Genomic DNA, 20,978 nt, shown 5'->3' on the forward strand with positions numbered 1-20,978 from the left:
GCCCGCCAGCACCCGAAACCATCATCCCAATGGATAACAAGCCGACGATGCACTAACAATCAGGTTGGACCAGTCAGATGAGGCTGCTCACAAGGTCCTGCACAGGATCGGCCCCGGTAATGGTAATTCGATGATCAGACCCATCATGTCTCATCACCGGTATATTGCATCTGAGCAGGTTTTCGAAGTGCAATCCTCGGACTGTGCCTCTGATCATGTTAGAGCCGAATTCACCTTGTCGATGATGGCTTGAACCACTTCGGGATTTGAGGTTATTGCGCTTGTGTGACTCAACACGCAATCTTAAACTTTGTCGCTGAGCCAAAAGAAAACTCTGTAGATAGTCGAACAACGCACGCGAGGGACGATGACAGGCAACTCCAATCCGCGACCAAAGATCTATGTCCTTTTTTGCAAGCAGCCATCAATCAGCGCGCGCGGTGGCGATACGATAAATGAAATGCGCTTTTATAGGACGTTGTCCTATTTTGCTGATGTTTATTATAATGATATCCTAATTGACTTCAAATCCAGTGAATATGGTGGGGGAGAAAAAGTACAATACCCCAGTCAAGATTATGATCTATATTATGTGCGGAATAACCCAGAATTTTTCAAAACCTTACCTTCTCCAAAATTTACACTGGCGTACCCATATGACGAGAGTGTTTTTAAATGCGCCGATGGGATCTTTACAACGAATGACTCTTGGACCGACCTTCTAAAAAATCACTGGAAAAGCGACGCAGCGAAAGAGATATTATCAAATTTTTTCCCGAGCGAAATTTACACTCCAAGCGCTATTGTCAACATTGAACAAAGCAATGAGGAATTGTTTTGTAACTGCTTCGATAGGAAAAAGAAATTCAAATATAAAGCGATCACTTTGGGTACAAGAGTTTTGGGACTCTATGGGCGGATAACTCAGGACACTTTTCAGGTCGATGTCCATAGCAAGGTTATGGAAATAAACCAAAAAACCAAGACTCCTGCGGACCCTGTAATGGGTTTGGCAGGAAGCCTTAGAATTCCATTGCCGAGAAATGCTGTCTACTTTGGAAAGATCCCATATTTGGATATGCCATATTTATATCAAAACACATTCGCTGCACTGGGCGGGTACACCAAAGAAACGCATTACTTGGGCTCTACCAAAATTCTTGATGCGATGCAGCAGGGTGTGCCGGTCGTTCAACGCCGCACAGGTGCCCGCGTCGAACAACTTGGGAGCGGTTACGGAGGATTTTATAGCGATGACAAACAATTGAAAACTTTGTTGGAGAACATGATCTTCGAACCGACATTCCATAGTGCGCTATCGAAGTACCTAATAGATCGAAGCCAAATGTTTGATAGCAGCGAAACAGGGCAACGAATTCATTCCAAACTTAAGTCCTGCGGGGTATTTAGTTGATTGCAATTCAATGCAGCTTTGTTTTGCGAACAATCGTCTATTTTTTGTTCGATGGCCCACACCGTTTTGCTTGGTAGTGTTTTCCCGCACATGCGTCTTCTTGCGCTCACAAGGGGTTTAAAGGTATTCGATTGAAACGACTATTTCATCACTGGCTATGAGCTTTATTTCTAACCTGTTCCTTGGGCAAGACAGTTGAGCCTCATCGAACACTGGCGATATAGGTCAGCAACGCCAATAAGCGCTATTCAAACGACTGAACAGAGTGCCCTGCGAATTCTTTAGGAAAGTGGGCAAGTTTCGAACAGCTGAAACGCGACCTCGAACGCTTACCTGCATGAACTACACAAACTACACCCGGCTATACGAACACCAAACTCGTTTGGCACTTTTCAAATTTTCCCCGAACTTAAATCGGGCAGCGCTGGAAGCCGAACTTACGTGCGCCGAAGCCATCGCAATGATCACTGCACATGCTGCCGCTGCGCATCTGTCTAGCTATGAAGCCTTGAACTATCCGCAGATTGCTTTTTGAAAACCCGATCACTTTGGTCAATAAATCGCTCTTGCGGTTTCGCGGAATGTCAGGAGCTCGGCTTCTTTTCCACGGACTCTCGCCCGTGTTTTGCATGGCGACAATTCGTTTGCTACGATATGCCTGCATTCCTATTTGGTTTTCTCTTTGTTCTAAGGATACAATTGGCAGGGGCTTAGCCCGCATCTGGAGTACGCAATCTTGATTGGGGTGCCAAAGCCTATGCGTGCCGTTTGTGCTCTCGAGCTGTACGGAAACCTTTTGCCATTGTTCAAAGTGTATTTTTGCTCATGTGCAATTTGCCTCGGTAGAACTCGTGTGCGCTGGCAATCCATACCTCAAATTTGGCACCGAGTTCGATTGGCAGTCATTGTCTCCGTGAGGTTCGAACCTCTAGGACAAAGTTGAACGGCTCCAACATGGGTCTTCACAGTATCTCCCTTTGGTGCGTGCCCGTAATCTCATGTACTCTACTGCAAAATCTGACGGGATCGTTTGTGACTGCTAACAATGCGGACGTTTCTCTTTGGCCGGTCAAACGCATGGCCCAATTGCTATATGCGTGATGTATTTATCACCAATACTGACGGTTTTTGGGTCCTAGTGGACACAACTTTTCAAATGATATGTCACGAAGTCATCATAATTAACTAAATTGCGACGACAATTTCTTGGAAACCTCAGGATTGTTTATCCGTTCGCAGCGGGTGCCTCGGGCGTGTTGTGTGCAACCGAGCGGGCGTAAACCGCCGCCTCGGTGCGGTTTCTGACTTTCAATTTCTTGATGATCGACGACACATGCGTGTCTACGGTATTGCAAGAAATGCTCAGTTTGCGACCGATTTCCTTGTTGGGCATTCCCTCTGCAAGGTTTTGAAGAATCTGAACTTCTCGCTTCGTCAGGTCCCGCGCATTGGTCAAGCCTGCGGCATCAGCGCCTCGGGAAATCCCCTCGGTTGAAAAGAACTCTTTCGGGAACACAAACGCACCTTTGACCACCAGATCCAGAACAGACTGGATGCTGTTGGGGCAATAGGTCGACGTGACAACCGCACGGAAAGACGAGGGAAGATTTCCAAGGCGTGAGCCAAGGCTGTCATCCTCTAACACCAATACGGTGGGAGTATCCTCGAACCGGTCGGAAATCAGCGGCACCAATGTCTGCAACTCATGCTTTAGCCCAACCGACGCAACGATCAGGTCATAGTCATGCCAATTATGGTCTTCGTCACATCGCAGAGATACGAAGTCGATGCATTGGGATTGCCACTCATGGCTATCGACAATTTGCTTCAGACCGAGTTGCGCAAGCATATTGTCGGAAATAATCAATACACGTGTCAAAGCGAACACCTTCCATAAACTCATACTCTTGCCCGTTATTCACGCAAAACGGGCAAACACTAAAAACACCGCTACCGAGACAGTCCCGGTTTTAACAACTAGCGCGAGATAACTCGGGTCAGCGGCGTAATTCTGGCGCTTGGGAGCAACATCCGCTCATCCTGAACCTCAAACTCGAGAATCCTGTTCTGAGGGGGGGCTTGCTCTGGCAACTGCTCGGTGATTGTTTCGGCGGCCTCGACCTGTGCCTTGTTTTCAATCGGCGGTTGTTTTGCAATTTGGTTGGCCTGTTTCACAAACGCTGTTCTTGTCTGTGGAGCGGCCTGATTTACGAAAGCAGATGCATTGGCAATTTGAACGGAAACCAGCACACCGGTTACCGCGGACGCAATAGTATATTTGAATTTGTGTGACATCATAAAAACTGTCCGTACCTTACTATTACTCACAAACGTCTTTGTCGTTTTTGTTGGGCAGCTGCACACGCTGCCGTTGTGGGGAAATGCTAGCCGAAAGTTTAATCTTTTGGGAGAAGTTTATTAACTTTTTAGCCATCTCATTGCCTGATTCACACACTACATTGATTCTATACGATTTTTGTCGGCCACCATTCGAGAACAATCCTTACGTTGGGTAACTTTTGTTGCGTGAATAGATGATTATGACTAGTTGGTTTCAGCTATCCGAGCGCCAAACTTCGTCGTGATTGCCGAGAAAACAGAATCATCTCGGTGAAACCAACTACTCCGTCTTCCCAATTTCTTTTTGGCCCGGAACGAATGATCCTGATTGCACTGTACCAATTGGCGGACGTGGTCCGTCGTGAACAAGTGTGAGGATCTTAGGTATGAATTCTGTTAAACTCCTTCTTACAACTACAGCGCTGGTGATGACCGCTGGCGTTGCGTCTGCGCAGTCCACTGGCGGTGCTGGTATTGGCGGCGGCGCGAGTGCCGATGTCTACGGCAATGCCCAAGCAAATGATGGACTGTTCGGCTATAACATTTATCGTAACAACGCAGTTCGTGCGGGTGGCTCTTCGGCAGAAGCCTATGGAAAGCGCTATGGCTCTAAGAGAGCTGAAGCCTATGTTGACGCGTACAAAGCATCGGCTCGTGCGCGCTATTATGGCGTTGCGACCGCGACAGCAGGTAACGCGAGCGTGGGCTCGGCCTCAGCAGACGCTGTTTTTGGCAATTCTAACCACCAAGTTCAATCCGGAGTCGATAACACCGCGTTCAACACGCAATTCGGTGCTGGCAACACTTCTGCGACTTATCAGTACGGTACGGCTAATGCCAATCTGCACGAACAATATGGGTTTGATAACTCAGCTGCCACCGGCCAGTTCGGTGTGAAGAACACATCGACTACCTTGCAGGTGGGTAAGAATCTGAAATCTGCTGTAATTCAAGCTGGGTACAAGAACCAGCAACACACCGTGCAAGACTATGGTGGAAAAGGAAACTCAGCCGCGACTGTTCAACTTGGCGACAAGAATTTTGCCTCAACCACACAATATGGTGGATACAAGAACGGCGCTGTAACTGTGCAGTATGGCAACAACAACGACTCGTACATCAAACAAGTTGGCGGTGAACAAAGCTTTGCGGCGTTGGCCCAGCGAGGCCACGACAACTATTCTGAACAATATCAGTCGCATCAATATAAGAGTGATGTAGCGGCGCTGCAGATTGGTGACAACAACCAGAACTTCCAGTCGCAAGCGCGTTCCTATTACTACGGTGGGACACGTAATTCGGCCGTTAGTTTGCAGCGTGGCAACGGTAACTATAGCTCGCAGTCCCAGCTCGGAAGCTATAATGCTCATGCCAGCCTTCAGTTCGGCGATGGTAACCGCAATATCCAGAGCCAGTACGGTAGCGGAAATGCGGCTACCAACTTGCAGGTTACCTGGTCTCGTTAATCGAGCCTAATCACAACGGTCGGAGGCAGGCTTTGCCTCCGACCACATTTGTTTTTCGGATTTGATTGGTATGGGCACGTTGCTGCCAGTATTGATGGTTTTGATGTCGGTTTCTTCGACCCCCTCGTCTGGCGCGTGCCATCTGCTAATGTCGCAAGCCGGACCGATGCTGACCGTCACGGGTGCGGTTGATCCCGAGGTCTGGAAGAGCGGCTCTTATCAAATGAGTGTCACCGTAAAGCAGGGCTCTAATCGGTCGGTCTCTTCTCAGGCTGGCAGCTTTGCAGACAGTGGTGACAGCAGCGCGTATCAGGACGGGTATTTGACACTGTCAACGTCCTCGGTCCATGTTCAGAAGGGTGGAGAGGTCTCCATCAAGCTAACTGTTCGCGATGGCGCACGCACGGATGAGTGCGAAGCCACAGCCACGCCGTGAGGCACATTTAGTCAAGCAGGAAGGCGGAAATTGAGATGAAGAAACGATTTGGTAAATCCATCCTGTCAGGCCTTGCACTGGCCATCGGGCTTGCGGCCTACGGCGGATCGGCCGAGGCGCAGGCCGTGAATTTCGTTGTGCAAAACGATCTGTCCCCGGTTGAGGTTCTGGTCAGCGCGCAGCAGGGCAATTTTGCTGCCCCCAATGTCAATGGCGCTGCACAGGCTGCACAAGGATTGCAGAGCAACACCGCTTTTGGTCAGGGTGCCGCGAACATTCAGGCGCAGAATGGTCAGAACAACCTCAGCCGTAACTTTGTGAACCAAAGTCAGGGTGCGGCGACCGGCTCTTTCCAGTTGGGTAACAACAACCGATCACTCGGCCTCGTGAGCGATTCACCGGGCAGCGTCATAGCGCAATACCAGGCTGGATCGCGCCTCACATCGAATGTTTTTGTGGTGGGCGGGAACAACAACAGCGTTGCGACTGTGCAAATTGGCAACAATCTTGGGGCCAATGTTGCGCTGGTCGATTCACAGAACACGACTGTGGTGTATGGTCAGGTCGGAAGAAATTATGGTGGCAGTATCACGTTTCGCAATGCACCGGCGGGTACTGTCATAAGATTGAAGTAGAGTTGGTAAGTTGGATATACAGGTGAAACGAATGACTTTACGCAGCTTTTCCCGGGTTGCATCTGTTTCTGCGATTCTGGCAGCAACGGTTTCGCAGGTGGCCGCATCCGAATTGGTCTATCGGCCTGTGAACCCCGGATTTGGCGGGTTTTCTGCAAACTACAACTATCTGATCGGTCTTGCCGATATTCAAAACCAACACGCTGATGGCGGTGGTGGAGGTGGCGGCGACGCTGTGTTCCCGGAAATCGACTTCCCCGACATCGATATCGATTTGGGGGCACCGCCAGCTGCGCCCGCGGCACCCGATGCCGCGCCGGCCGCTACGGATTTTACAGTGAACAACAACTAAAGTGTCGCAAAAGCCGTCCAGTAATGAAACGAGCGGCGGGCACGAGGGGTACGGAGCAGTTCCATGTCATTTCGCAAAGTATTGTTTTGCCTGAGCGCGAGCGCTCTTCTTGCTGGTTGCGCCCAGGGGTTTGTTGGCGGTCTGAAAGACAAATTGGCCGCCGAACCAGAAAGCACCCCCGTAACGCGAACCGAAGCGGTGCTGGCGACTTTGCCACCGGCCAGTCGCAAGGTTGACGTCGCGGTCTACAGCTTCCCGGATCAAACGGGCCAGCAGAAACCCTCGGAACTGTTTGCCGAGTTTTCAAAAGCGGTCACGCAGGGTAACGAGGCTTTGCTGATCGACTCGCTTCTAGATGCGGGCAATGGCCGTTGGTTCAATGTGGTTGAACGTACAGGGTTGCAGAATCTGGTTACGGAAAGAAACCTGATCAACCAGACGAACACAGAATACAAAAATACCACTGTTTCCGAGCTGCCGCCGCTGAGATACGCGGGCATCATCATCGAAGGTGGTGTGATCAACTATGACAGCAACGTCACCACAGGTGGTGCAGGGGCCCGCTTGCTGGGCATTGGCGCAAATGTCGATTATCGCCGCGACCGTATCACCGTTGCCTTGCGTGCGGTGAGCGTTGCCACCGGCCAGGTGCTGTTGTCGGTTCAAACGGAAAAAACCGTCTATTCTTTCCTGCAGCAGGCCTCGGTCTTCCGCTATGTATCCACCGACGAAATCCTCGAACTTGAGGCCGGTGTGACCCGGAATGAGCCTGTGGGTCTTGCGGTGCGTCAGGCAATTGAACTGGCTGTGTATTCGATGATCGTTGAAGGTGCTGAAAAGAACGTATGGTCGTTCTCGAACAAAAGCGCGCAGTCGGCGATTATCCAGAAGTACAACACCAGAAAGGCGCTCGAAGCAGGATCGCCTCAGGCGATTGCAGCAGAACAGGCGCAGCGCGAAGCCGAAGCAGCGGCCAAGGCGGCTGAGGCTGCAAGCTGATGGGTGACCGGATGAAGAACCTCGTTCGTGCATCGATGTTTTCCACGATTGCCGCCACTTCGGCGGCATTCGCACAGCAGGGCAATATCCCTGAGCTCGATCGTGAAGAATTCGGCGATTGGGTGGTTCAGTGTTTTGCGGGATCAACCAGTATTGAGGATTGCCAGCTCTATCAGCGCGTCACGACGGGTGACGGAGAGTTCACGGCCATGGTCGTGACATTTTCTTGGAATGCCGAGCAGGGGTCGTTCGAAACTGAATTGGCATTGCCTTTGGGCGTGTTGCTGAGCTTCCCGCCGCTTCTGTCGATTGGGCAGGACTATACCGCCAATCTGGCTTGGTCGCGTTGCACGTCGGATGGGTGCCTTGTCGAAGGGACCCCCAATGCGAATGTGTATGAACTGCTCAAGGCCAATACGCAGGCTTCGATTACAGTTATGCATCCAACCGATGGTCAGGTCGTGATCCCGGTTTCGCTGAACGGTTTCAACGAAGCGCTTGCCCGGATCGCGCCGAACTGATTTCTACATAACATGTAAATTGCCAACGGTTGCACGTGCTGCAACCGTTGCAAACAGGTGCGTAAGGTGTTGGTTCTGAATGACATAAGAAACGCCAAAAGCCGCGCGAGGCGGCTATGGGATTGGCAATTGTTTATTGTGGGTCTTAGCCGCGCCAGGTACGGATGTCGCCGCAATCCATGTGGACGAAGTTTGAGCGGTAATACTGCCCGACACCACCGGCGCGACAGGCCATTGCAGCCTTTGCCATTTGCGAGACCGAGCGGGAAGACAATCTGAGATCGGCGGCCTGGCCCTTCATATGCAGCGAGTTACGCGCAACGCCACGCGAACGGGACCTGAGCATCGCATTGGTTTTCGGAGAGCGATAGCCGGAGAGCAGCATATAAGGCTCGGAAACATCCAGAAGGTTGTGCGATGCGGCCATGATATCAATCGTGCGCAGATCCATATCTTTGACCTGATCACTACGCCAGTCACGCATGAAGTGATTCACTTCTTTCACGGCGTCCTTGATATATTTCCCATCGACCCAATATACCATGTCGATGCGTTCGCCGGTGCGGCCCGAATACATCCGGATGCGTCGGATGTCGCCACCCCCGCGAAGGAAACCAGCTGCGTTGGAATAAGTCGGTGCTGCGACAAGTGTTGTTGCTGCAAATGCGCCCAATAGGGCACGCCGGGTAATACCCGAGGTACTGCTCTTGGCCATTTCTTGTTTCGTCCCGTACTGTTCCTGCCTGCACACGATGTTACGTGCGCTTTCTTAATTTTTCCCCATCCCAGATGCGAAGTTTATGGCACAGCGAGAATCAGCAGCCAAGCAATCTTTGCCAAAACAGTTTTCAAGGGGGAATTTTCGGCAGTTTTTTGCGCAACTGATGCAGGGCTGCATAAATTTGCTGCCCACCCGCGGCGCCCGATGCAAACGCGCATCACGATCCAAAAGAAGCGCTAGGTGATAGACATGTGAATGGACAAGCCGTGTTGTCCGAAACATATTTTTCGGGCGCTTCTTTTCAGCCGCGCCAAGTTATTGAATAGTCAAGGTCATCTCATGCCCACAGTTTTTGGAACACGTAAACGTATTTTCGCCGCTGCACTGCTGGCATTTGCTGCGACAGGTGCGAGCGGAAACACCGAAGGAACGGCGTTCCAACTCGCGGTTGCCGAGGTGACTTCTTCGGACGCGGCGCTGTCTGCCTATTACGTGGAAAACGGCTTTGAACCGATTTGGGTCGGATCATCAGATCAGCATGCCTTACGCCGTGCCGCCTTGATCAAAGCGTTGTCGGGCGTAGAGAACCATGGCTTGCCTGCTGCACGATACGATGTGCAGGCGCTGATCGAACAAATGCAAGAGGCGGACACCACCCGCGAACTGGGCTTGGTCGAAGCAGAGCTGAGCCGGGCATTTCTGAAATACGCCTCGGACTTGCAAGCAGGCACGGTTACGCCGTCAAAGATCGATGATGGCCTTGTCCGCAAGGTTGACCGCCGTCCCGCAGGCGCGTTTCTGCGGGATCTGCAAGCTGATACATCGGGTCGCTATATTCAATCGCTGGGCCCACAGAGCCCGCAATACCGTGCGCTGATGAAACAGAAACTGGCACTGCAATCCCTGATCGCTGATGGCGGGTGGGGCGCGACGGTTCCGGTAACCAAGCTTGAGCGCGGCGATACCGGTCCGAATGTCATCAAACTGCGCAACCGGCTGGTGGCGATGGGCTACATGAAGCCCACGGCCAGCCCGGATTTCGACGACGCCCTGTTGTCCGCGGTTCAAGCCTTTCAAACCGCCCACGGGCTTGAAGCGGACGGCGTTGCCGGCAAAGGCACCATCACCGAGTTGAACCGCCCGGCCTCGGACCGTTTGAAGGCGGTCATCGTCGCGCTGGAACGGGAACGCTGGCTGCCGGAAGAGCGTGGCGCGCGGCATATCCTGGTCAATCAGGCTGACTTCTCGGCCAAGATTGTCGACGACGGCCGGGTGACGTTTGAAACCCGCGCGGTGATCGGCAAGAACACCCATGACCGCCGCAGCCCCGAATTCTCGGACGAGATGGAGCATATGGTGATCAATCCCAGCTGGTATGTGCCACGCTCGATCATCACCAAGGAATACTTGCCCCAGCTACAGTCGAACCCGAACGCGGTTGGCCATATCCAGATCACAGACCGGCGCGGGCGTCAGGTGAACCGCGGTGCGGTGGATTTCACCCAGTTTACCGCGCGCAACTTCCCGTTCTCGATGCGTCAACCTCCCAGCAAGAGCAACGCTCTGGGTCTGGTGAAGTTCATGTTCCCCAACAAGTACAACATCTATCTGCATGATACGCCTCAGAAATCCCTGTTCTCGCGTGAGGTTCGGGCGTTTTCGCATGGCTGTATCCGACTGGCCCAACCGTTCGAATTCGCCTATGCGCTGCTGGCCCGTCAGGAGGAAGACCCCAAGGCGTTTTTCCATCGTGTCCTGAGCTCGGGTAAAGAGACCAAAGTGGAACTGGACCAGAAGGTTCCGGTACATCTGATCTATCGCACCGCTTACATCGGCCCCAAGGGCGAGGTTCAGTATCGCCGGGATGTGTATGACCGCGATCGCAAAATCTGGGACGCATTGCAAAAGGCAGGGGTGGTCCTGCCGGACGTTCAGGGGTAATCACGGGGGCAAGTCCTGACACAAGGAAGCCTGCGATGCAGTTCACGATCCAGCAAATAGCAGACGCCCTTGGCGCAGACGCCGAGGGCGATACCAGCCTTACGGTTGCGCGCGCGGCAGAACCCGGTACGGCGGGGGAAAGCGATCTGGCCATGGCCATGTCGCCCAAATATGCCGAGGCATTGACGCAAGGCGCGGCGCGCGCGGCTGTTTTGTGGGACGGGGCAGATTGGCAATCCATGGGCTTGCGGGCTGCTATCTTCGTGACACGCCCGCGCATGGCGATGTCCGGTATCACCGCGATGATGGACAAGGGGCAGGGCGTTGCACAGGGCATTCACCCGTCGGCCGTGATCGATCCAACCGCTGAAATTGGCGAGGGGGTCTCGGTTGGGCCGCTGGCCGTGATCGGTGCCCGGGCGCGTATCGGGGCTGGTTCAGTGATCGGCCCGCATTGCGTTGTCGGGATGGATGTCAGCATCGGCAAGCATGCCTTGTTGCGCGAAATGGTCAGCATCGGCGCCCGCAGCCGGATCGGTGATCGCTTTATCGCCCAACCCGGTGCGCGTATCGGGGGGGACGGGTTCAGCTTTGTCACGCCCGAAGTTTCGGGCGCCGAAAACGCTCGCAAGACAATGGGCGATCAGGGCGAAGCAAAGGCCCAAAGCTGGCTGCGCATCCACTCGCTGGGTGCGGTGGAAATTGGCGATGATGTCGAGGTTGGCGCGAATTGCACGGTCGACAACGGCACCATCCGCAATACGGTCATCGGCAGCGGGTCAAAGCTGGATAATCTTGTGCATGTGGGCCACAACACCCGCGTCGGGCGCGATTGTCTGCTGTGTGGACAGACCGGAGTTTCGGGATCGGTCGAGATCGGGAACAACGTCGTTCTGGGCGGGCAAACCGGTGTTGTCGACAATATCTTTATCGGGGACGGCGTGATCTCGGGCGGGGGCACAAAGATCCTGTCCAACGTGCCTGCGGGCCGTGTGATCATGGGATATCCCGGCATCAAGATGGACTCTCACACTGATATCTATAAGGCGCAACGACGCCTGCCGCGTCTGGCCCGCGATGTTGAGGCGTTGAAAAAGGCTGTTTTCAAACAGCCTCCAAGTGATTAAATCAACCTCAACGCGACAATCAGGGGAACGATATGAGCATCAGCGACCGCGTCATCGCAATTATTGCAGAGCAGGCCGTGCTGGAGCCATCGGATGTGACACCCGACAGCACGCTTGAAAGCCTGGGTATCGACAGCCTGGGCCTGGTCGAAAGCATTTTCGCCATCGAAGAAGAGTTCGATATTTCGGTCCCCTTCAACGCCAACGAACCGACGGCCAGCGATTTCGATATCACCAATGTCGCAGCGATCATTGCGGGCATTGAAAAGCTCGTGTCGGAAAAGGTCTGACACTGACCATGAAACGCGTTGTCATTACGGGTGCCGGCACCATCAACTCGCTGGGCCATTCTGTGCCCGACACGCTGGAAGCGATGCGAGAAGGGCGTTGCGGGATATCCGATCTTGAGTTTCGCGATGTCGAACGGCTTGCGATAAAGATCGGTGGGCAGGTGCGCGGGTTCGAGGCCGAAGGCCGGTTCAACCGCCAGCAAATGTCACTCTATGATCGGTTCACCCAGTTCACGCTGACCGCCGCGAAAGAGGCGATTGACCAATCCGGCATCGTCTTTCACGGCGACCTTGCCGCGCGCTCGGGTGTGGTGCTGGGCACAGCGGGCGGTGGCGTGTCGACCTGGGACGACAATTACCGCTCGGTCTATGAGGACGGCAAGAACCGAGTGCATCCGTTTGTGGTGCCAAAACTGATGAACAACGCCGCCGCCAGCCATGTGTCGATGGAACACAATCTGAAAGGCCCCAGCTTCACAGTGTCGACGGCCTGTGCGTCATCGAACCATGCAATGGCGCTGGCGTTTCAGTTGGTGCGCAGCGGCGCGGCACCGGCCATGGTCACTGGCGGATCGGAATCGATGCTATGTTTCGGTGGCGTAAAGGCGTGGGAGGGCCTGCGCGTCATGTCCAAAGATGCCTGCCGCCCGTTCAGCGCCAACCGCAACGGCATGGTGCAGGGCGAAGGGGCCGGGATTTTTGTCTTCGAAGAATATGAGCACGCGCGTGCCCGCGGGGCCGAAATTCTGTGCGAGGTCGCGGGCTTTGCCATGTCCTCGGACGCGGCAGACATTGTGATGCCCAGCAAACAAGGGGCCTCGCGCGCGATGTCGGGTGCGCTGGCCGACGCAAAGCTGAACGCCAGCGATGTGTGTTATATCAACGCCCATGGGACCGGCACGGCGGCCAACGACAAAACTGAATGCGCCGCGGTGGCGGATGTTTTCGGACAGCACGCCGATGATTTGATGATTTCCTCCACCAAGTCGATGCACGGTCACCTGATCGGCGGGACGGGCGCGGTTGAATTGCTGGCCTGTATCATGGCGCTGCGGGACGGCGTCATTGCGCCGACGATCGGCTACGAAGAACCCGATCCCGAATGCGCCCTGGATGTCGTCCCGAACGAGGCGCGCGAGGCCAAGGTGGATGTCGCCCTCAGCAATGCGTTTGCGTTTGGTGGTCTGAACGCGGTCTTGGCCCTGAGGAAAGTATAAAAGCCGCCCCTTCGAGGCGGCTTTTGCATTACGTTTTCTTCTGGTTCAGTTTTCCAGTGCGGATACGGCCTCATACCCCGCGGTAAAACCTGACAGCGAAACCTCCAACCGGATCACCTGATCGGGAGCGGGCGCGGGAACGATCCGCAACGTTGCCTTGTTGCCTTTCTGCATTGCATCGATATCGGTCTGGGTTAGGCCGATTTGCGCGACGCACCCCACAGGGTCACAAAACGAAAATGCGTAACGCTTGGCTGGCGCGCCATCGATAGAAATCGTCAGTTGCTCGGTCAGCAGGGTTTCCAGCGGTACGATGACATTGGCGCCTGCAACCGCAGCCTGACCTTCGGGCAGGGGAAACAGCGAAAACTCGGCCATGGGGACATCTTGCGGCCCGTTGACCTGCTGCAGCAATGAGCATGGGTCGCTTTCAAGATTGGTCTTAAGGCAAGTCAGGTTCCACTCGCCAAACGCCTCTTTGGCATAGCGCTGACCGACCTGCGTGCTTTCATCGACCGGCTGACCCAGATCCAGGTTGTCCGCGATGGACGGGGCGGTACCCTCGGCCGGAGCGGCCTCGGTATCTGTTGTTTCCTGCGCAAAGGCGGCGGTGCCAATCAAAGCCGCGGCCGCAATATTCAGTGAGATAAGTTTCCTGATCATAAATGCCTCATGGTGCTGATCCAGCTTTTTGTCCCCTGTATCACTGCAATCAGCCAGTGTCAGGGCCAAACCTGCGGTATCACCAAAATTTGGACGGATTGTCGCCAAGGAACCAGACTTTGGCCAGGGCCCAAAAACAGGAAAAGGGAGCTGGTGGAGCAGCCCCCTTTGCCAAATTGTTTCTCCCCGTCGGACTGGCCGACTTAGTTATGCGCAGACGTTACGAGAGCCAAACCCAGTGGTCAACTGCAAACCTGAAAAAGTGACACGGTTCCGCCCACATTCTGCCAAAACGCGAAAAAAAGCCGTGCCCGAAGGCACGGCCAGTCGACAGGGAGGAATTTACAGCCCCCGCAAACCGTCGCCGAGGCCGTAAAAGTACTATCGCGACAAAAGGTAAACTTTGTATGTTCGGACAGGAACGGTCAGTTTTGGGGACAGTTAGCAAATGCAAGACAAGATTTTTGTGGGCGGCGGCGGCCCGGATTATGGGCAGAAACAGGGGCTGACCCTGAAATACGCCAACCGGCACGGGCTGATTGCGGGGGCCACAGGAACCGGCAAGACCGTGACCCTGCAAATTCTGGCCGAGGGGTTTTCGCAAGCTGGCGTTCCCGTCTTCTTGTCGGACGTCAAAGGGGACCTGTCGGGCCTGGCGCGCCCGGGCAGCGCCGCGCACAAGCTGCACGGCGCCTTTCAGGATCGTGCCACGCGGATCGGATTTGACGACTTCAGCTATGGCGCCTGTCCGGTCACGTTTTGGGACCTCTATGGCGAACAGGGCCATCCCGTTCGCACCACGATCACCGAAATGGGCCCTTTGCTGCTGTCGCGCCTGTTGGAACTCAGCGATGCGCAAGAGGGCATCTTGAACATCGCATTCCGCGTTGCCGACGAAGAAGGGATGCCGTTGCTGGACCTCAAGGACCTGCAGGCGCTGCTTGTCTGGATCGGTGAAAATCGGGCGCAACTGTCTCTGCGCTATGGAAATGTCTCGACTTCCTCGATCGGCGCGATTCAGCGCCGTTTGCTTGTGCTTGAAAACCAGGGTGGGTCCAATCTGTTTGGGGAACCTGCGCTGGCACTGTCCGATCTCATGCGCACCGATGCGACGGGGCACGGAATGGTCAACATTCTGGCCTCGGACAAACTGATGGGCGCGCCGCGTCTCTACGCCACTTTTCTTCTTTGGCTGCTCAGCGAGTTGTTTGAGGAACTGCCCGAGGTCGGTGACCCGGAAAAACCCAAACTGGTGTTCTTTTTTGATGAAGCGCATCTGCTGTTCGAGGACGCGCCAAAGGTGCTGGTCGACAAAGTGGAACAAGTGGCCCGCCTGATCCGCTCCAAAGGTGTTGGCGTCTATTTCATCAGTCAGAATCCGGCGGACATCCCCGAGGATATTCTGGGTCAGTTGGGCAACCGCATCCAGCATGCGCTGCGGGCCTTTACCGCGCGTGACCGCAAGAACCTGCGCCTTGCCGCCGAGACATATCGCGAAAACCCAAAGTTCGACACCGAGGAAGCCATTCGTGAGGTCGGCGTGGGCGAGGCTGTGACCTCGATGCTTGAGAAAAAGGGAATCCCCGGCGTGGTCGAGCGGACCCTGATCCGCCCGCCCGGATCGCAATTGGGCCCAATCACCAAGGCCGAACGCTCGGACCTGATGGCGGCATCGGATATGGCGGGCAAATACACTGAAAAAGTGGATCGCACCTCTGCTTATGAAATTCTGCAAAAACGCGCCGCCGCCGCTGCAGAGGCTGCCGCAATGGCTGAGACAGACGAAGTTATCGAAATGCAATCCGCGATGGAACGTGAGTTTGCATCGGCCCGGCGCTATTCGGGCAGCCGGGTGGGGCGGTCGACCAGCCGCGTGATGCGGAAAAAAGATACATTCGCATCCGCAATGACCGAAGCTGTCATCAAAGAGCTCAAAGGCACCACCGGTCGCCGCATGGTGCGTGGGATTCTGGGCGGATTGTTCAAAAACCGCTGAACATTGGGTCAGCGCCTTTGGCCCAGTTGCACAAAGGCGCTGTCAGCCCTTAGCGTTTCTTGCGGCGCTCGCCTTCCTGCTTGCAGTAATTGTCAGCCTCTTTCACCGACATCTTGGTCGCCGGGAAATCAATTGCCCGATCCCAGATCACGCGATCCAGGCGATACAGCTGACAGGTTACGACACCCTTGGGTGTTTGCACTTGCACAGGTGTGCTCTCGAAGTCTTCCGGTGACGGGACACAGGCGGTCAGGATGGCCAGCAAGGGCACGGCAATCGCTGCGGTTTTCAGGCTCTTTTTCATCGTGTTCACGCACTTCCTGTAATTGTTACTTCCGGCCCAAAAGCAAGCTTGAGACTGCTCATGCCTCATGTACCTGGCTGTTCCGGATCGTTGAGTGGTCGCAGTAGCGTTTAACGATATTCCACGATTCAGACAACAAAACGCAAGGATGAAGCGCTCAGTTCCCCTGAATTGTAGCTATTTTTCCGGAATCAGGCCGCGTGGGCTGAATCTGAGAACAATCAGCAGGATCAATCCCATCGTGAACAACCGCATATGTGCCGCACTCTCGATCAGGTGGGCTTTCAGCGCGCTGCCATCCGGCATCCCGGAGGTGATCAGGTTCATGACCCACAGGCCGATGGGTTCGACCTGCACCCACAGGAACCAGATCAGAAACGCGCCCAGAACAGCACCGAAATTGTTGCCTGATCCGCCCACGATCACCATCACCCAGACGAGGAAGGTGAACCGCAACGGTTGATATGTACCGGGAGTCAGCTGACCATCCAGCGTGGTCATCATCGCACCTGCGATGCCACAGATGGCGGAGCCCAAGACAAATATCTGCAGATGGCGTCGGGTGACGTCCTTACCCATCGCCTCGGCCGCAACCTCGTTGTCGCGGATGGCGCGCATCATGCGGCCCCAAGGGCTTTTCAGCGCCATCTGCGCCATCCAGAGCAGAGCAAGCAGAACAATGACGAATAGCAGTGAATACCCAAGCTTGACCGACAGGGTCGAGGCCAGCACCGGATCAAGACCCAGCCATTCAGCACGGGCGATAAAACCGGGGTCTTGCTGCAGCTCGACCTCATACCCGACGACAGGAGCGGGGCGTGGAATGCCATAGACATTCTTGACCCCACGGGCGAGCCAGTCCTCGTTCTTGAGGACGGCGATGATGATCTCGGCGATCCCAAGCGTCGCAATCGCCAGATAGTCAGAGCGCAGGCCCAGCGCCGTTTTGCCGATCAGCCAGGCCGCGCCTGCGGCCAACAGACCTCCGGCGGGCCAGGCCAGCAGAACCGGCAGGTTCAACCCGCCCAGATTGCCCGCCACCGCCGGGTCAATGGCCTCGACCGCGGCGATGTTGGGATCAAACACGGCGCGGTAGACAAAGAACCCCACGATCAAGATGCCGATGATCGAAGCGGTCCGCAGCCGACCTTTGGGCATTCGGGTGGCCACAAGAACTGCCGCCACGACGGTCGCTGCCCCCAGCAAAAGCGCCAGAACAATCCCATAGCCGCCAGCCACCCAGGCGCCCGGCGTCGGCGGGGTCGAGACCAGCACAACCGCCAACCCGCCCAGCGCGACAAAGCCCATGACGCCGACGTTGAACAGACCGGCAAATCCCCATTGCAGGTTCACCCCAATTGCCATGATGGCCGAGATCAGCCCCATGTTCAGGATCAGGATCGCGGCGTTCCAGCTTTGGAAAAATCCGGTCAGCAGGATCAAACAGCCGACAACGACAAACAACAGCGTGTTCTTGACGGTCTCACTCATACCGCTTTCCCCTTGAACAGGCCGGTGGGCTTAAACAGAAGCACGATCAGCAGGATGACAAAGCTGACAGCGAATTTGTAATCGGTCGACAGGAATTGCACCAAACCTGACGGGGCAAGGCTTTCTGGTGCGAGATATGTCAGCACTTTTTTCCATGCATAGGTGATGGTCACCTCGGAAAAGGCGATGATGAACCCGCCTGCGATTGCTCCCAGCGGGTTGCCGAGCCCACCCACGATGGCCGAGGCAAAAATAGGCAGCAGCAGTTGGAAATACACGAAGGGTTTAAAGCTTTTGTCCAGCCCGTACAGCACACCTGCCGTCGTCGCCAGAGCTGCCACCAAGATCCAGGTGATCATCACGACACGTTCGGGGTTGATCCCGGACAGCAGCGCCAGATCCTCGTTATCCGAATAGGCGCGCATTGACTTGCCGGTGCGGGTTTTGTTCAGAAACCAGAACAGCAACGCCACGGCGACAACGGCCACGATCACAGTGATGCCCTGAGAGGTTTTGATTGCCAGCCCCTCTCGCAGGCCGGTCATCGCCTTGAAATCCCGCGCCGAGACGATGAACCGTGCGCCGTCTGAAAAGCGCTGATCGTCCGGGCCGATGATAAACCTAACGATGCCGTTCATGATGAACATCACGCCCATCGACACGATCACCAGAATGACCGGTTTGGCCTTTTGTTCCCGGTAGAACCTATAAACCAAACGGTCGGTGAGCAGCACCAGCACGATACAGCCCAGAATGGCAAAAGGCAGGGCAAGCAGGGCGGTCGGCAACGGCCCGAAACTGACACCAAGAGCCTGCAGGCCCCAAGTGACCAACACAGCGATCATCGCGCCAAATGCCATCGTGTCACCATGGGCAAAGTTCGAGAACCGAAGGATGCCGTAGATCAGAGTGACCCCCAGAGCGCCCAGCGCCAACTGGCTGCCATAGGCGATTGCGGGAACAAGAACGAAGTTGGAGAGCGCCACAAGGGCGTTGAGGAAGTCCATTATTCCATGACCTCACATGTGCCGATGCTGGATTGAACTGAGAGATCACCGCGCGTGTCGTAAATTTGTGAACGTACGCTTCGGCCATCAGGAAACACCGTTATGGTCAATCCCGCAAGTGGTGGTCCCATTGAAGGGACCAGAAAATGCCTTATCCCACCAACGCCAATTTGCTCGATTGGGCTGTTCTGAATGGCAGCGTCCAGTTTGCTAGGTTTAGAAGACGACGAAAAAGCGAGTGTTGGTGTCCCAGAAAGGGGACCGACATTTTTTAGTAAATGGTCGTCAGACCAATCACAATTTAATTCGAAAACTTGAGGTAAGGTTGTTGTTCCATCTGCAAGCACACAATTGGCCGACAAACTGATTGCAAAAGCCATGGCGGTCGTCTTTCTCAACTGGATTCTTGGCTTTTGAGCCACAGTAAAACTGTGGCACTCTAGTGAACGGGGTGTTGAGTCCAAAATTTGCACTTCGGTTACCCCCCCAAAAAGCTCTTACGCACTTCGGGATCGGCCAGCAGTTCCTTGCCCGTGCCGGTATAGGCATTCCGCCCCTGAACCAGCACATATCCCTTGTCTGCGATTTCCAGCGCCTGACGGGCGTTCTGTTCGACCATCAGGATCGGCAGACCGGTGCGTGAGACCTCGATGATCCGGTCGAATAGTTCATCCATCACGATAGGCGAGACACCGGCGGTCGGCTCATCCAACATCAACACCTTCGGCTGAGTCATCAGCGCGCGGCCCACGGCGACCTGTTGGCGCTGACCGCCCGAGAGCTCTCCGGCGGCTTGGTTGCGCTTGTCGCGCAGAATGGGGAAAAGGTCATAGACCTGCTCCATCGTCCCCGAAATGTCGTCGCGCCGAATAAAGGCGCCCATCTCAAGGTTTTCTTCCACTGTCATCGACGTGAAGATGTTTGAGGTCTGCGGCACAAAGCCCATGCCCTTGATCACCCGATCCTGCGGCGAAAGAGCGGTGATGTCCTCTCCATCCAGCCGCACAGACCCGGCCCGCACATCCAGCATCCCGAACACAGCTTTCATCGCGGTGGATTTACCGGCCCCGTTCGGCCCGACAATCACGGCAATCTCACCCGCATCCACCGAGATCGTGCATTCATGCAGAATATCCGGCCCCTTGCCATAGCCGCCGGTCATTGTGTCCCCGATCAAAAACGGCTCAGCCATACTGGGGATCCCTCTTTGCCTGGATCACAACTCTCACGCACCGGCCTCCAGTTTGTCTTTGTTCTTCAGACCCGTACCCAGATACGCCTCGATCACATGCTCATTGGCTTTGATCTCGTCCAGAGTGCCCTCGGCCAGAACCTTACCCTCGGCCATACAGATGACCGGGTCGCAGATTTTGCCAATGAAATCCATGTCATGCTCAATGACCACAAAGGTATAGCCGCGTTCCTTGTTCAGTCGCAGGATCGTGTCAGCAATGGTCATCAGCAAGGTGCGGTTCACGCCTGCGCCGACCTCGTCCAGAAACACAATCTTGGCGTCGACCATCATGGTGCGGCCAAGCTCCAGCAGCTTTTTCTGCCCGCCCGAAACCTGACCTGCCTTGTGATCGGCCAGATGTTCAATGGTCAGGAACTCCAGCACTTCGTCGGCCTTGGCCTTCAGCGCGCGTTCCTCATCGGCGATGCGCTTGCGTCCGAACCACGTGTTCCAGAGCGACTCGCCCGATTGCGCGCCCGGCACCATCATCAGGTTTTCGCGGCAGGACATCGACGAAAACTCATGTGCGATCTGGAAGGTGCGCAGCAGGCCTTTGTGAAACAACTCATGCGGGGGCAGGCCGGTGATATCCTCACCATCCATGAAAACGCGACCAGAAGTCGGTGGCAAAACGCCTGCTATCACATTGAATAGAGTGGTTTTTCCGGCCCCGTTCGGTCCGATCAATCCGGTGATCGAACCTTTCTGGATTTCCAGCGATGCCCCGTCCACCGCGTGAAATCCGCCGAAATGCTTGTGCACGTCTTCGACGACGATCATGTTTTCCCCTTGCCGTTTCCCCGCAAAAGCGAGGCGCAGCTTTT

At 55.0% G+C, this 20,978-nt stretch carries 23 protein-coding genes; 13 read left to right on the plus strand and 10 right to left on the minus strand.

The window, feature by feature from the left end:
• Nucleotides 1-367: 367 nt before the first annotated feature.
• Together ACR0AG_RS09520 and ACR0AG_RS09525 are read left to right on the plus strand one after the other, a co-directional pair.
• Nucleotides 368-1,414 carry a glycosyltransferase family protein gene (locus ACR0AG_RS09520; RefSeq protein ID WP_480838164.1) on the plus strand — a complete coding sequence of 349 codons (1,047 nt, stop codon included), beginning with the start codon at nucleotides 368-370 and terminating at the stop codon, nucleotides 1,412-1,414.
• Nucleotides 1,415-1,751: 337 nt separating this feature from the next.
• Nucleotides 1,752-1,949 carry a hypothetical protein gene (locus tag ACR0AG_RS09525; protein ID WP_480838166.1) on the plus strand — a complete coding sequence of 66 codons (198 nt, stop codon included), beginning with the start codon at nucleotides 1,752-1,754 and terminating at the stop codon, nucleotides 1,947-1,949.
• 690 nt (nucleotides 1,950-2,639) lie between these two features.
• On the opposite strand, the gene ACR0AG_RS09530 is transcribed toward ACR0AG_RS09525, so the two are convergent.
• Nucleotides 2,640-3,263, minus strand: coding sequence for a LuxR C-terminal-related transcriptional regulator (locus ACR0AG_RS09530; protein ID WP_480838168.1), 624 nt, complete (start codon nucleotides 3,261-3,263; stop codon nucleotides 2,640-2,642).
• A 128-nt stretch (nucleotides 3,264-3,391) separates the two neighbouring features.
• A complete protein-coding gene (locus tag ACR0AG_RS09535) occupies nucleotides 3,392-3,709 on the minus strand; it encodes a hypothetical protein (RefSeq protein ID WP_480838170.1) in 318 nt (105 codons plus the stop codon).
• Between the two features lie 431 nt (nucleotides 3,710-4,140).
• Between ACR0AG_RS09535 and ACR0AG_RS09540 the strand changes: the two genes are divergently transcribed.
• From ACR0AG_RS09540 to ACR0AG_RS09565, 6 genes are all read left to right on the plus strand, one after another.
• On the plus strand, nucleotides 4,141-5,220 hold the full coding sequence (locus ACR0AG_RS09540; protein WP_480838172.1) for a hypothetical protein: 1,080 nt from the start codon (nucleotides 4,141-4,143) through the stop codon (nucleotides 5,218-5,220).
• 103 nt (nucleotides 5,221-5,323) lie between these two features.
• Nucleotides 5,324-5,656, plus strand: a complete 333-nt coding sequence (gene csgH, locus ACR0AG_RS09545; protein ID WP_480838174.1) for a curli-like amyloid fiber formation chaperone CsgH — start codon at nucleotides 5,324-5,326, stop codon at nucleotides 5,654-5,656.
• Nucleotides 5,657-5,691: 35 nt separating this feature from the next.
• Nucleotides 5,692-6,291: a hypothetical protein gene (locus ACR0AG_RS09550; protein WP_480838176.1), complete on the plus strand. Its 600-nt coding sequence runs from the start codon at nucleotides 5,692-5,694 to the stop codon at nucleotides 6,289-6,291.
• 31 nt (nucleotides 6,292-6,322) lie between these two features.
• Complete coding sequence (locus ACR0AG_RS09555) at nucleotides 6,323-6,643, plus strand: curli assembly protein CsgF (RefSeq protein WP_480838178.1); 321 nt, start codon at nucleotides 6,323-6,325, stop codon at nucleotides 6,641-6,643.
• A gap of 63 nt (nucleotides 6,644-6,706) precedes the next feature.
• A complete protein-coding gene (locus ACR0AG_RS09560; protein ID WP_480838180.1) occupies nucleotides 6,707-7,642 on the plus strand; it encodes a CsgG/HfaB family protein in 936 nt (311 codons plus the stop codon).
• Nucleotides 7,643-7,653: 11 nt separating this feature from the next.
• A complete protein-coding gene (locus tag ACR0AG_RS09565; protein WP_480838182.1) occupies nucleotides 7,654-8,163 on the plus strand; it encodes an invasion associated locus B family protein in 510 nt (169 codons plus the stop codon).
• Nucleotides 8,164-8,308: 145 nt separating this feature from the next.
• On the opposite strand, the gene mepK is transcribed toward ACR0AG_RS09565, so the two are convergent.
• Entirely contained in the window at nucleotides 8,309-8,878 is a 570-nt protein-coding gene (mepK, locus tag ACR0AG_RS09570; protein WP_480838184.1) for a peptidoglycan L,D-endopeptidase MepK, read from the minus strand.
• A 345-nt stretch (nucleotides 8,879-9,223) separates the two neighbouring features.
• Between mepK and ACR0AG_RS09575 the strand changes: the two genes are divergently transcribed.
• Genes ACR0AG_RS09575 through ACR0AG_RS09590 form a run of 4 tightly spaced genes read left to right on the plus strand, consistent with a single transcriptional unit; the run spans nucleotide 9,224 to nucleotide 13,459 of the window.
• On the plus strand, nucleotides 9,224-10,825 hold the full coding sequence (locus tag ACR0AG_RS09575) for a L,D-transpeptidase family protein (RefSeq protein WP_480838186.1): 1,602 nt from the start codon (nucleotides 9,224-9,226) through the stop codon (nucleotides 10,823-10,825).
• A 35-nt stretch (nucleotides 10,826-10,860) separates the two neighbouring features.
• Nucleotides 10,861-11,952 (plus strand): UDP-3-O-(3-hydroxymyristoyl)glucosamine N-acyltransferase, encoded by a 1,092-nt coding sequence (gene lpxD / locus ACR0AG_RS09580; RefSeq protein WP_480838188.1) that lies wholly within the window; start codon nucleotides 10,861-10,863, stop codon nucleotides 11,950-11,952.
• Between the two features lie 32 nt (nucleotides 11,953-11,984).
• The gene (locus tag ACR0AG_RS09585; RefSeq protein ID WP_480838190.1) at nucleotides 11,985-12,242 is read left to right on the plus strand and encodes an acyl carrier protein; all 258 of its coding nucleotides are present in this window, start codon (nucleotides 11,985-11,987) and stop codon (nucleotides 12,240-12,242) included.
• 8 nt (nucleotides 12,243-12,250) lie between these two features.
• Nucleotides 12,251-13,459, plus strand: coding sequence for a beta-ketoacyl-[acyl-carrier-protein] synthase family protein (locus ACR0AG_RS09590; protein ID WP_480838192.1), 1,209 nt, complete (start codon nucleotides 12,251-12,253; stop codon nucleotides 13,457-13,459).
• Between the two features lie 45 nt (nucleotides 13,460-13,504).
• Here ACR0AG_RS09590 and ACR0AG_RS09595 read toward each other — a convergent pair whose 3' ends face one another.
• On the minus strand, nucleotides 13,505-14,122 hold the full coding sequence (locus ACR0AG_RS09595) for an invasion associated locus B family protein (protein ID WP_480838194.1): 618 nt from the start codon (nucleotides 14,120-14,122) through the stop codon (nucleotides 13,505-13,507).
• A gap of 448 nt (nucleotides 14,123-14,570) precedes the next feature.
• Here ACR0AG_RS09595 and ACR0AG_RS09600 point away from each other — a divergent pair, with 448 nt between their 5' ends.
• The gene (locus tag ACR0AG_RS09600) at nucleotides 14,571-16,118 is read left to right on the plus strand and encodes a helicase HerA-like domain-containing protein (RefSeq protein WP_480838196.1); all 1,548 of its coding nucleotides are present in this window, start codon (nucleotides 14,571-14,573) and stop codon (nucleotides 16,116-16,118) included.
• Nucleotides 16,119-16,167: 49 nt separating this feature from the next.
• Here the strand turns inward: ACR0AG_RS09600 and ACR0AG_RS09605 are convergent, their stop codons facing one another.
• From ACR0AG_RS09605 to ACR0AG_RS09630, 6 genes are all read right to left on the minus strand, one after another.
• Nucleotides 16,168-16,422: a hypothetical protein gene (locus ACR0AG_RS09605; RefSeq protein ID WP_480838198.1), complete on the minus strand. Its 255-nt coding sequence runs from the start codon at nucleotides 16,420-16,422 to the stop codon at nucleotides 16,168-16,170.
• Between the two features lie 177 nt (nucleotides 16,423-16,599).
• Entirely contained in the window at nucleotides 16,600-17,913 is a 1,314-nt protein-coding gene (locus tag ACR0AG_RS09610) for a branched-chain amino acid ABC transporter permease (protein ID WP_480838200.1), read from the minus strand.
• Nucleotides 17,910-18,920 carry a branched-chain amino acid ABC transporter permease gene (locus ACR0AG_RS09615; RefSeq protein ID WP_480838202.1) on the minus strand — a complete coding sequence of 337 codons (1,011 nt, stop codon included), beginning with the start codon at nucleotides 18,918-18,920 and terminating at the stop codon, nucleotides 17,910-17,912. Before ACR0AG_RS09615 ends, ACR0AG_RS09610 begins: the two co-directional genes overlap by 4 nt.
• Nucleotides 18,920-19,300 carry a hypothetical protein gene (locus ACR0AG_RS09620; RefSeq protein WP_480838204.1) on the minus strand — a complete coding sequence of 127 codons (381 nt, stop codon included), beginning with the start codon at nucleotides 19,298-19,300 and terminating at the stop codon, nucleotides 18,920-18,922. Before ACR0AG_RS09620 ends, ACR0AG_RS09615 begins: the two co-directional genes overlap by 1 nt.
• A 98-nt stretch (nucleotides 19,301-19,398) precedes the next feature.
• Nucleotides 19,399-20,112 carry an ABC transporter ATP-binding protein gene (locus ACR0AG_RS09625; protein WP_480838206.1) on the minus strand — a complete coding sequence of 238 codons (714 nt, stop codon included), beginning with the start codon at nucleotides 20,110-20,112 and terminating at the stop codon, nucleotides 19,399-19,401.
• A gap of 33 nt (nucleotides 20,113-20,145) precedes the next feature.
• Nucleotides 20,146-20,934, minus strand: a complete 789-nt coding sequence (locus ACR0AG_RS09630; protein ID WP_480838208.1) for an ABC transporter ATP-binding protein — start codon at nucleotides 20,932-20,934, stop codon at nucleotides 20,146-20,148.
• Nucleotides 20,935-20,978: the final 44 nt, after the last annotated feature.

It is taken from the genome of Ruegeria sp. H6 (assembly GCF_056532975.1).

Coding starts and splice junctions, on each gene's coding strand:
- ACR0AG_RS09520 (WP_480838164.1), top strand. CDS start 368: ATGACAGGCAACTCCAATCCGCGACCAAAGATCTATGTCCTTTTTTGC.
- ACR0AG_RS09525 (WP_480838166.1), top strand. CDS start 1,752: ATGAACTACACAAACTACACCCGGCTATACGAACACCAAACTCGTTTG.
- ACR0AG_RS09530 (WP_480838168.1), bottom strand. CDS start 3,263: ATGCTTGCGCAACTCGGTCTGAAGCAAATTGTCGATAGCCATGAGTGG.
- ACR0AG_RS09535 (WP_480838170.1), bottom strand. CDS start 3,709: ATGTCACACAAATTCAAATATACTATTGCGTCCGCGGTAACCGGTGTG.
- ACR0AG_RS09540 (WP_480838172.1), top strand. CDS start 4,141: ATGAATTCTGTTAAACTCCTTCTTACAACTACAGCGCTGGTGATGACC.
- csgH (WP_480838174.1), top strand. CDS start 5,324: ATGTCGGTTTCTTCGACCCCCTCGTCTGGCGCGTGCCATCTGCTAATG.
- ACR0AG_RS09550 (WP_480838176.1), top strand. CDS start 5,692: ATGAAGAAACGATTTGGTAAATCCATCCTGTCAGGCCTTGCACTGGCC.
- ACR0AG_RS09555 (WP_480838178.1), top strand. CDS start 6,323: ATGACTTTACGCAGCTTTTCCCGGGTTGCATCTGTTTCTGCGATTCTG.
- ACR0AG_RS09560 (WP_480838180.1), top strand. CDS start 6,707: ATGTCATTTCGCAAAGTATTGTTTTGCCTGAGCGCGAGCGCTCTTCTT.
- ACR0AG_RS09565 (WP_480838182.1), top strand. CDS start 7,654: ATGAAGAACCTCGTTCGTGCATCGATGTTTTCCACGATTGCCGCCACT.
- mepK (WP_480838184.1), bottom strand. CDS start 8,878: ATGGCCAAGAGCAGTACCTCGGGTATTACCCGGCGTGCCCTATTGGGC.
- ACR0AG_RS09575 (WP_480838186.1), top strand. CDS start 9,224: ATGCCCACAGTTTTTGGAACACGTAAACGTATTTTCGCCGCTGCACTG.
- lpxD (WP_480838188.1), top strand. CDS start 10,861: ATGCAGTTCACGATCCAGCAAATAGCAGACGCCCTTGGCGCAGACGCC.
- ACR0AG_RS09585 (WP_480838190.1), top strand. CDS start 11,985: ATGAGCATCAGCGACCGCGTCATCGCAATTATTGCAGAGCAGGCCGTG.
- ACR0AG_RS09590 (WP_480838192.1), top strand. CDS start 12,251: ATGAAACGCGTTGTCATTACGGGTGCCGGCACCATCAACTCGCTGGGC.
- ACR0AG_RS09595 (WP_480838194.1), bottom strand. CDS start 14,122: ATGATCAGGAAACTTATCTCACTGAATATTGCGGCCGCGGCTTTGATT.
- ACR0AG_RS09600 (WP_480838196.1), top strand. CDS start 14,571: ATGCAAGACAAGATTTTTGTGGGCGGCGGCGGCCCGGATTATGGGCAG.
- ACR0AG_RS09605 (WP_480838198.1), bottom strand. CDS start 16,422: ATGAAAAAGAGCCTGAAAACCGCAGCGATTGCCGTGCCCTTGCTGGCC.
- ACR0AG_RS09610 (WP_480838200.1), bottom strand. CDS start 17,913: ATGAGTGAGACCGTCAAGAACACGCTGTTGTTTGTCGTTGTCGGCTGT.
- ACR0AG_RS09615 (WP_480838202.1), bottom strand. CDS start 18,920: ATGGACTTCCTCAACGCCCTTGTGGCGCTCTCCAACTTCGTTCTTGTT.
- ACR0AG_RS09620 (WP_480838204.1), bottom strand. CDS start 19,300: ATGGCTTTTGCAATCAGTTTGTCGGCCAATTGTGTGCTTGCAGATGGA.
- ACR0AG_RS09625 (WP_480838206.1), bottom strand. CDS start 20,112: ATGGCTGAGCCGTTTTTGATCGGGGACACAATGACCGGCGGCTATGGC.
- ACR0AG_RS09630 (WP_480838208.1), bottom strand. CDS start 20,934: ATGATCGTCGTCGAAGACGTGCACAAGCATTTCGGCGGATTTCACGCG.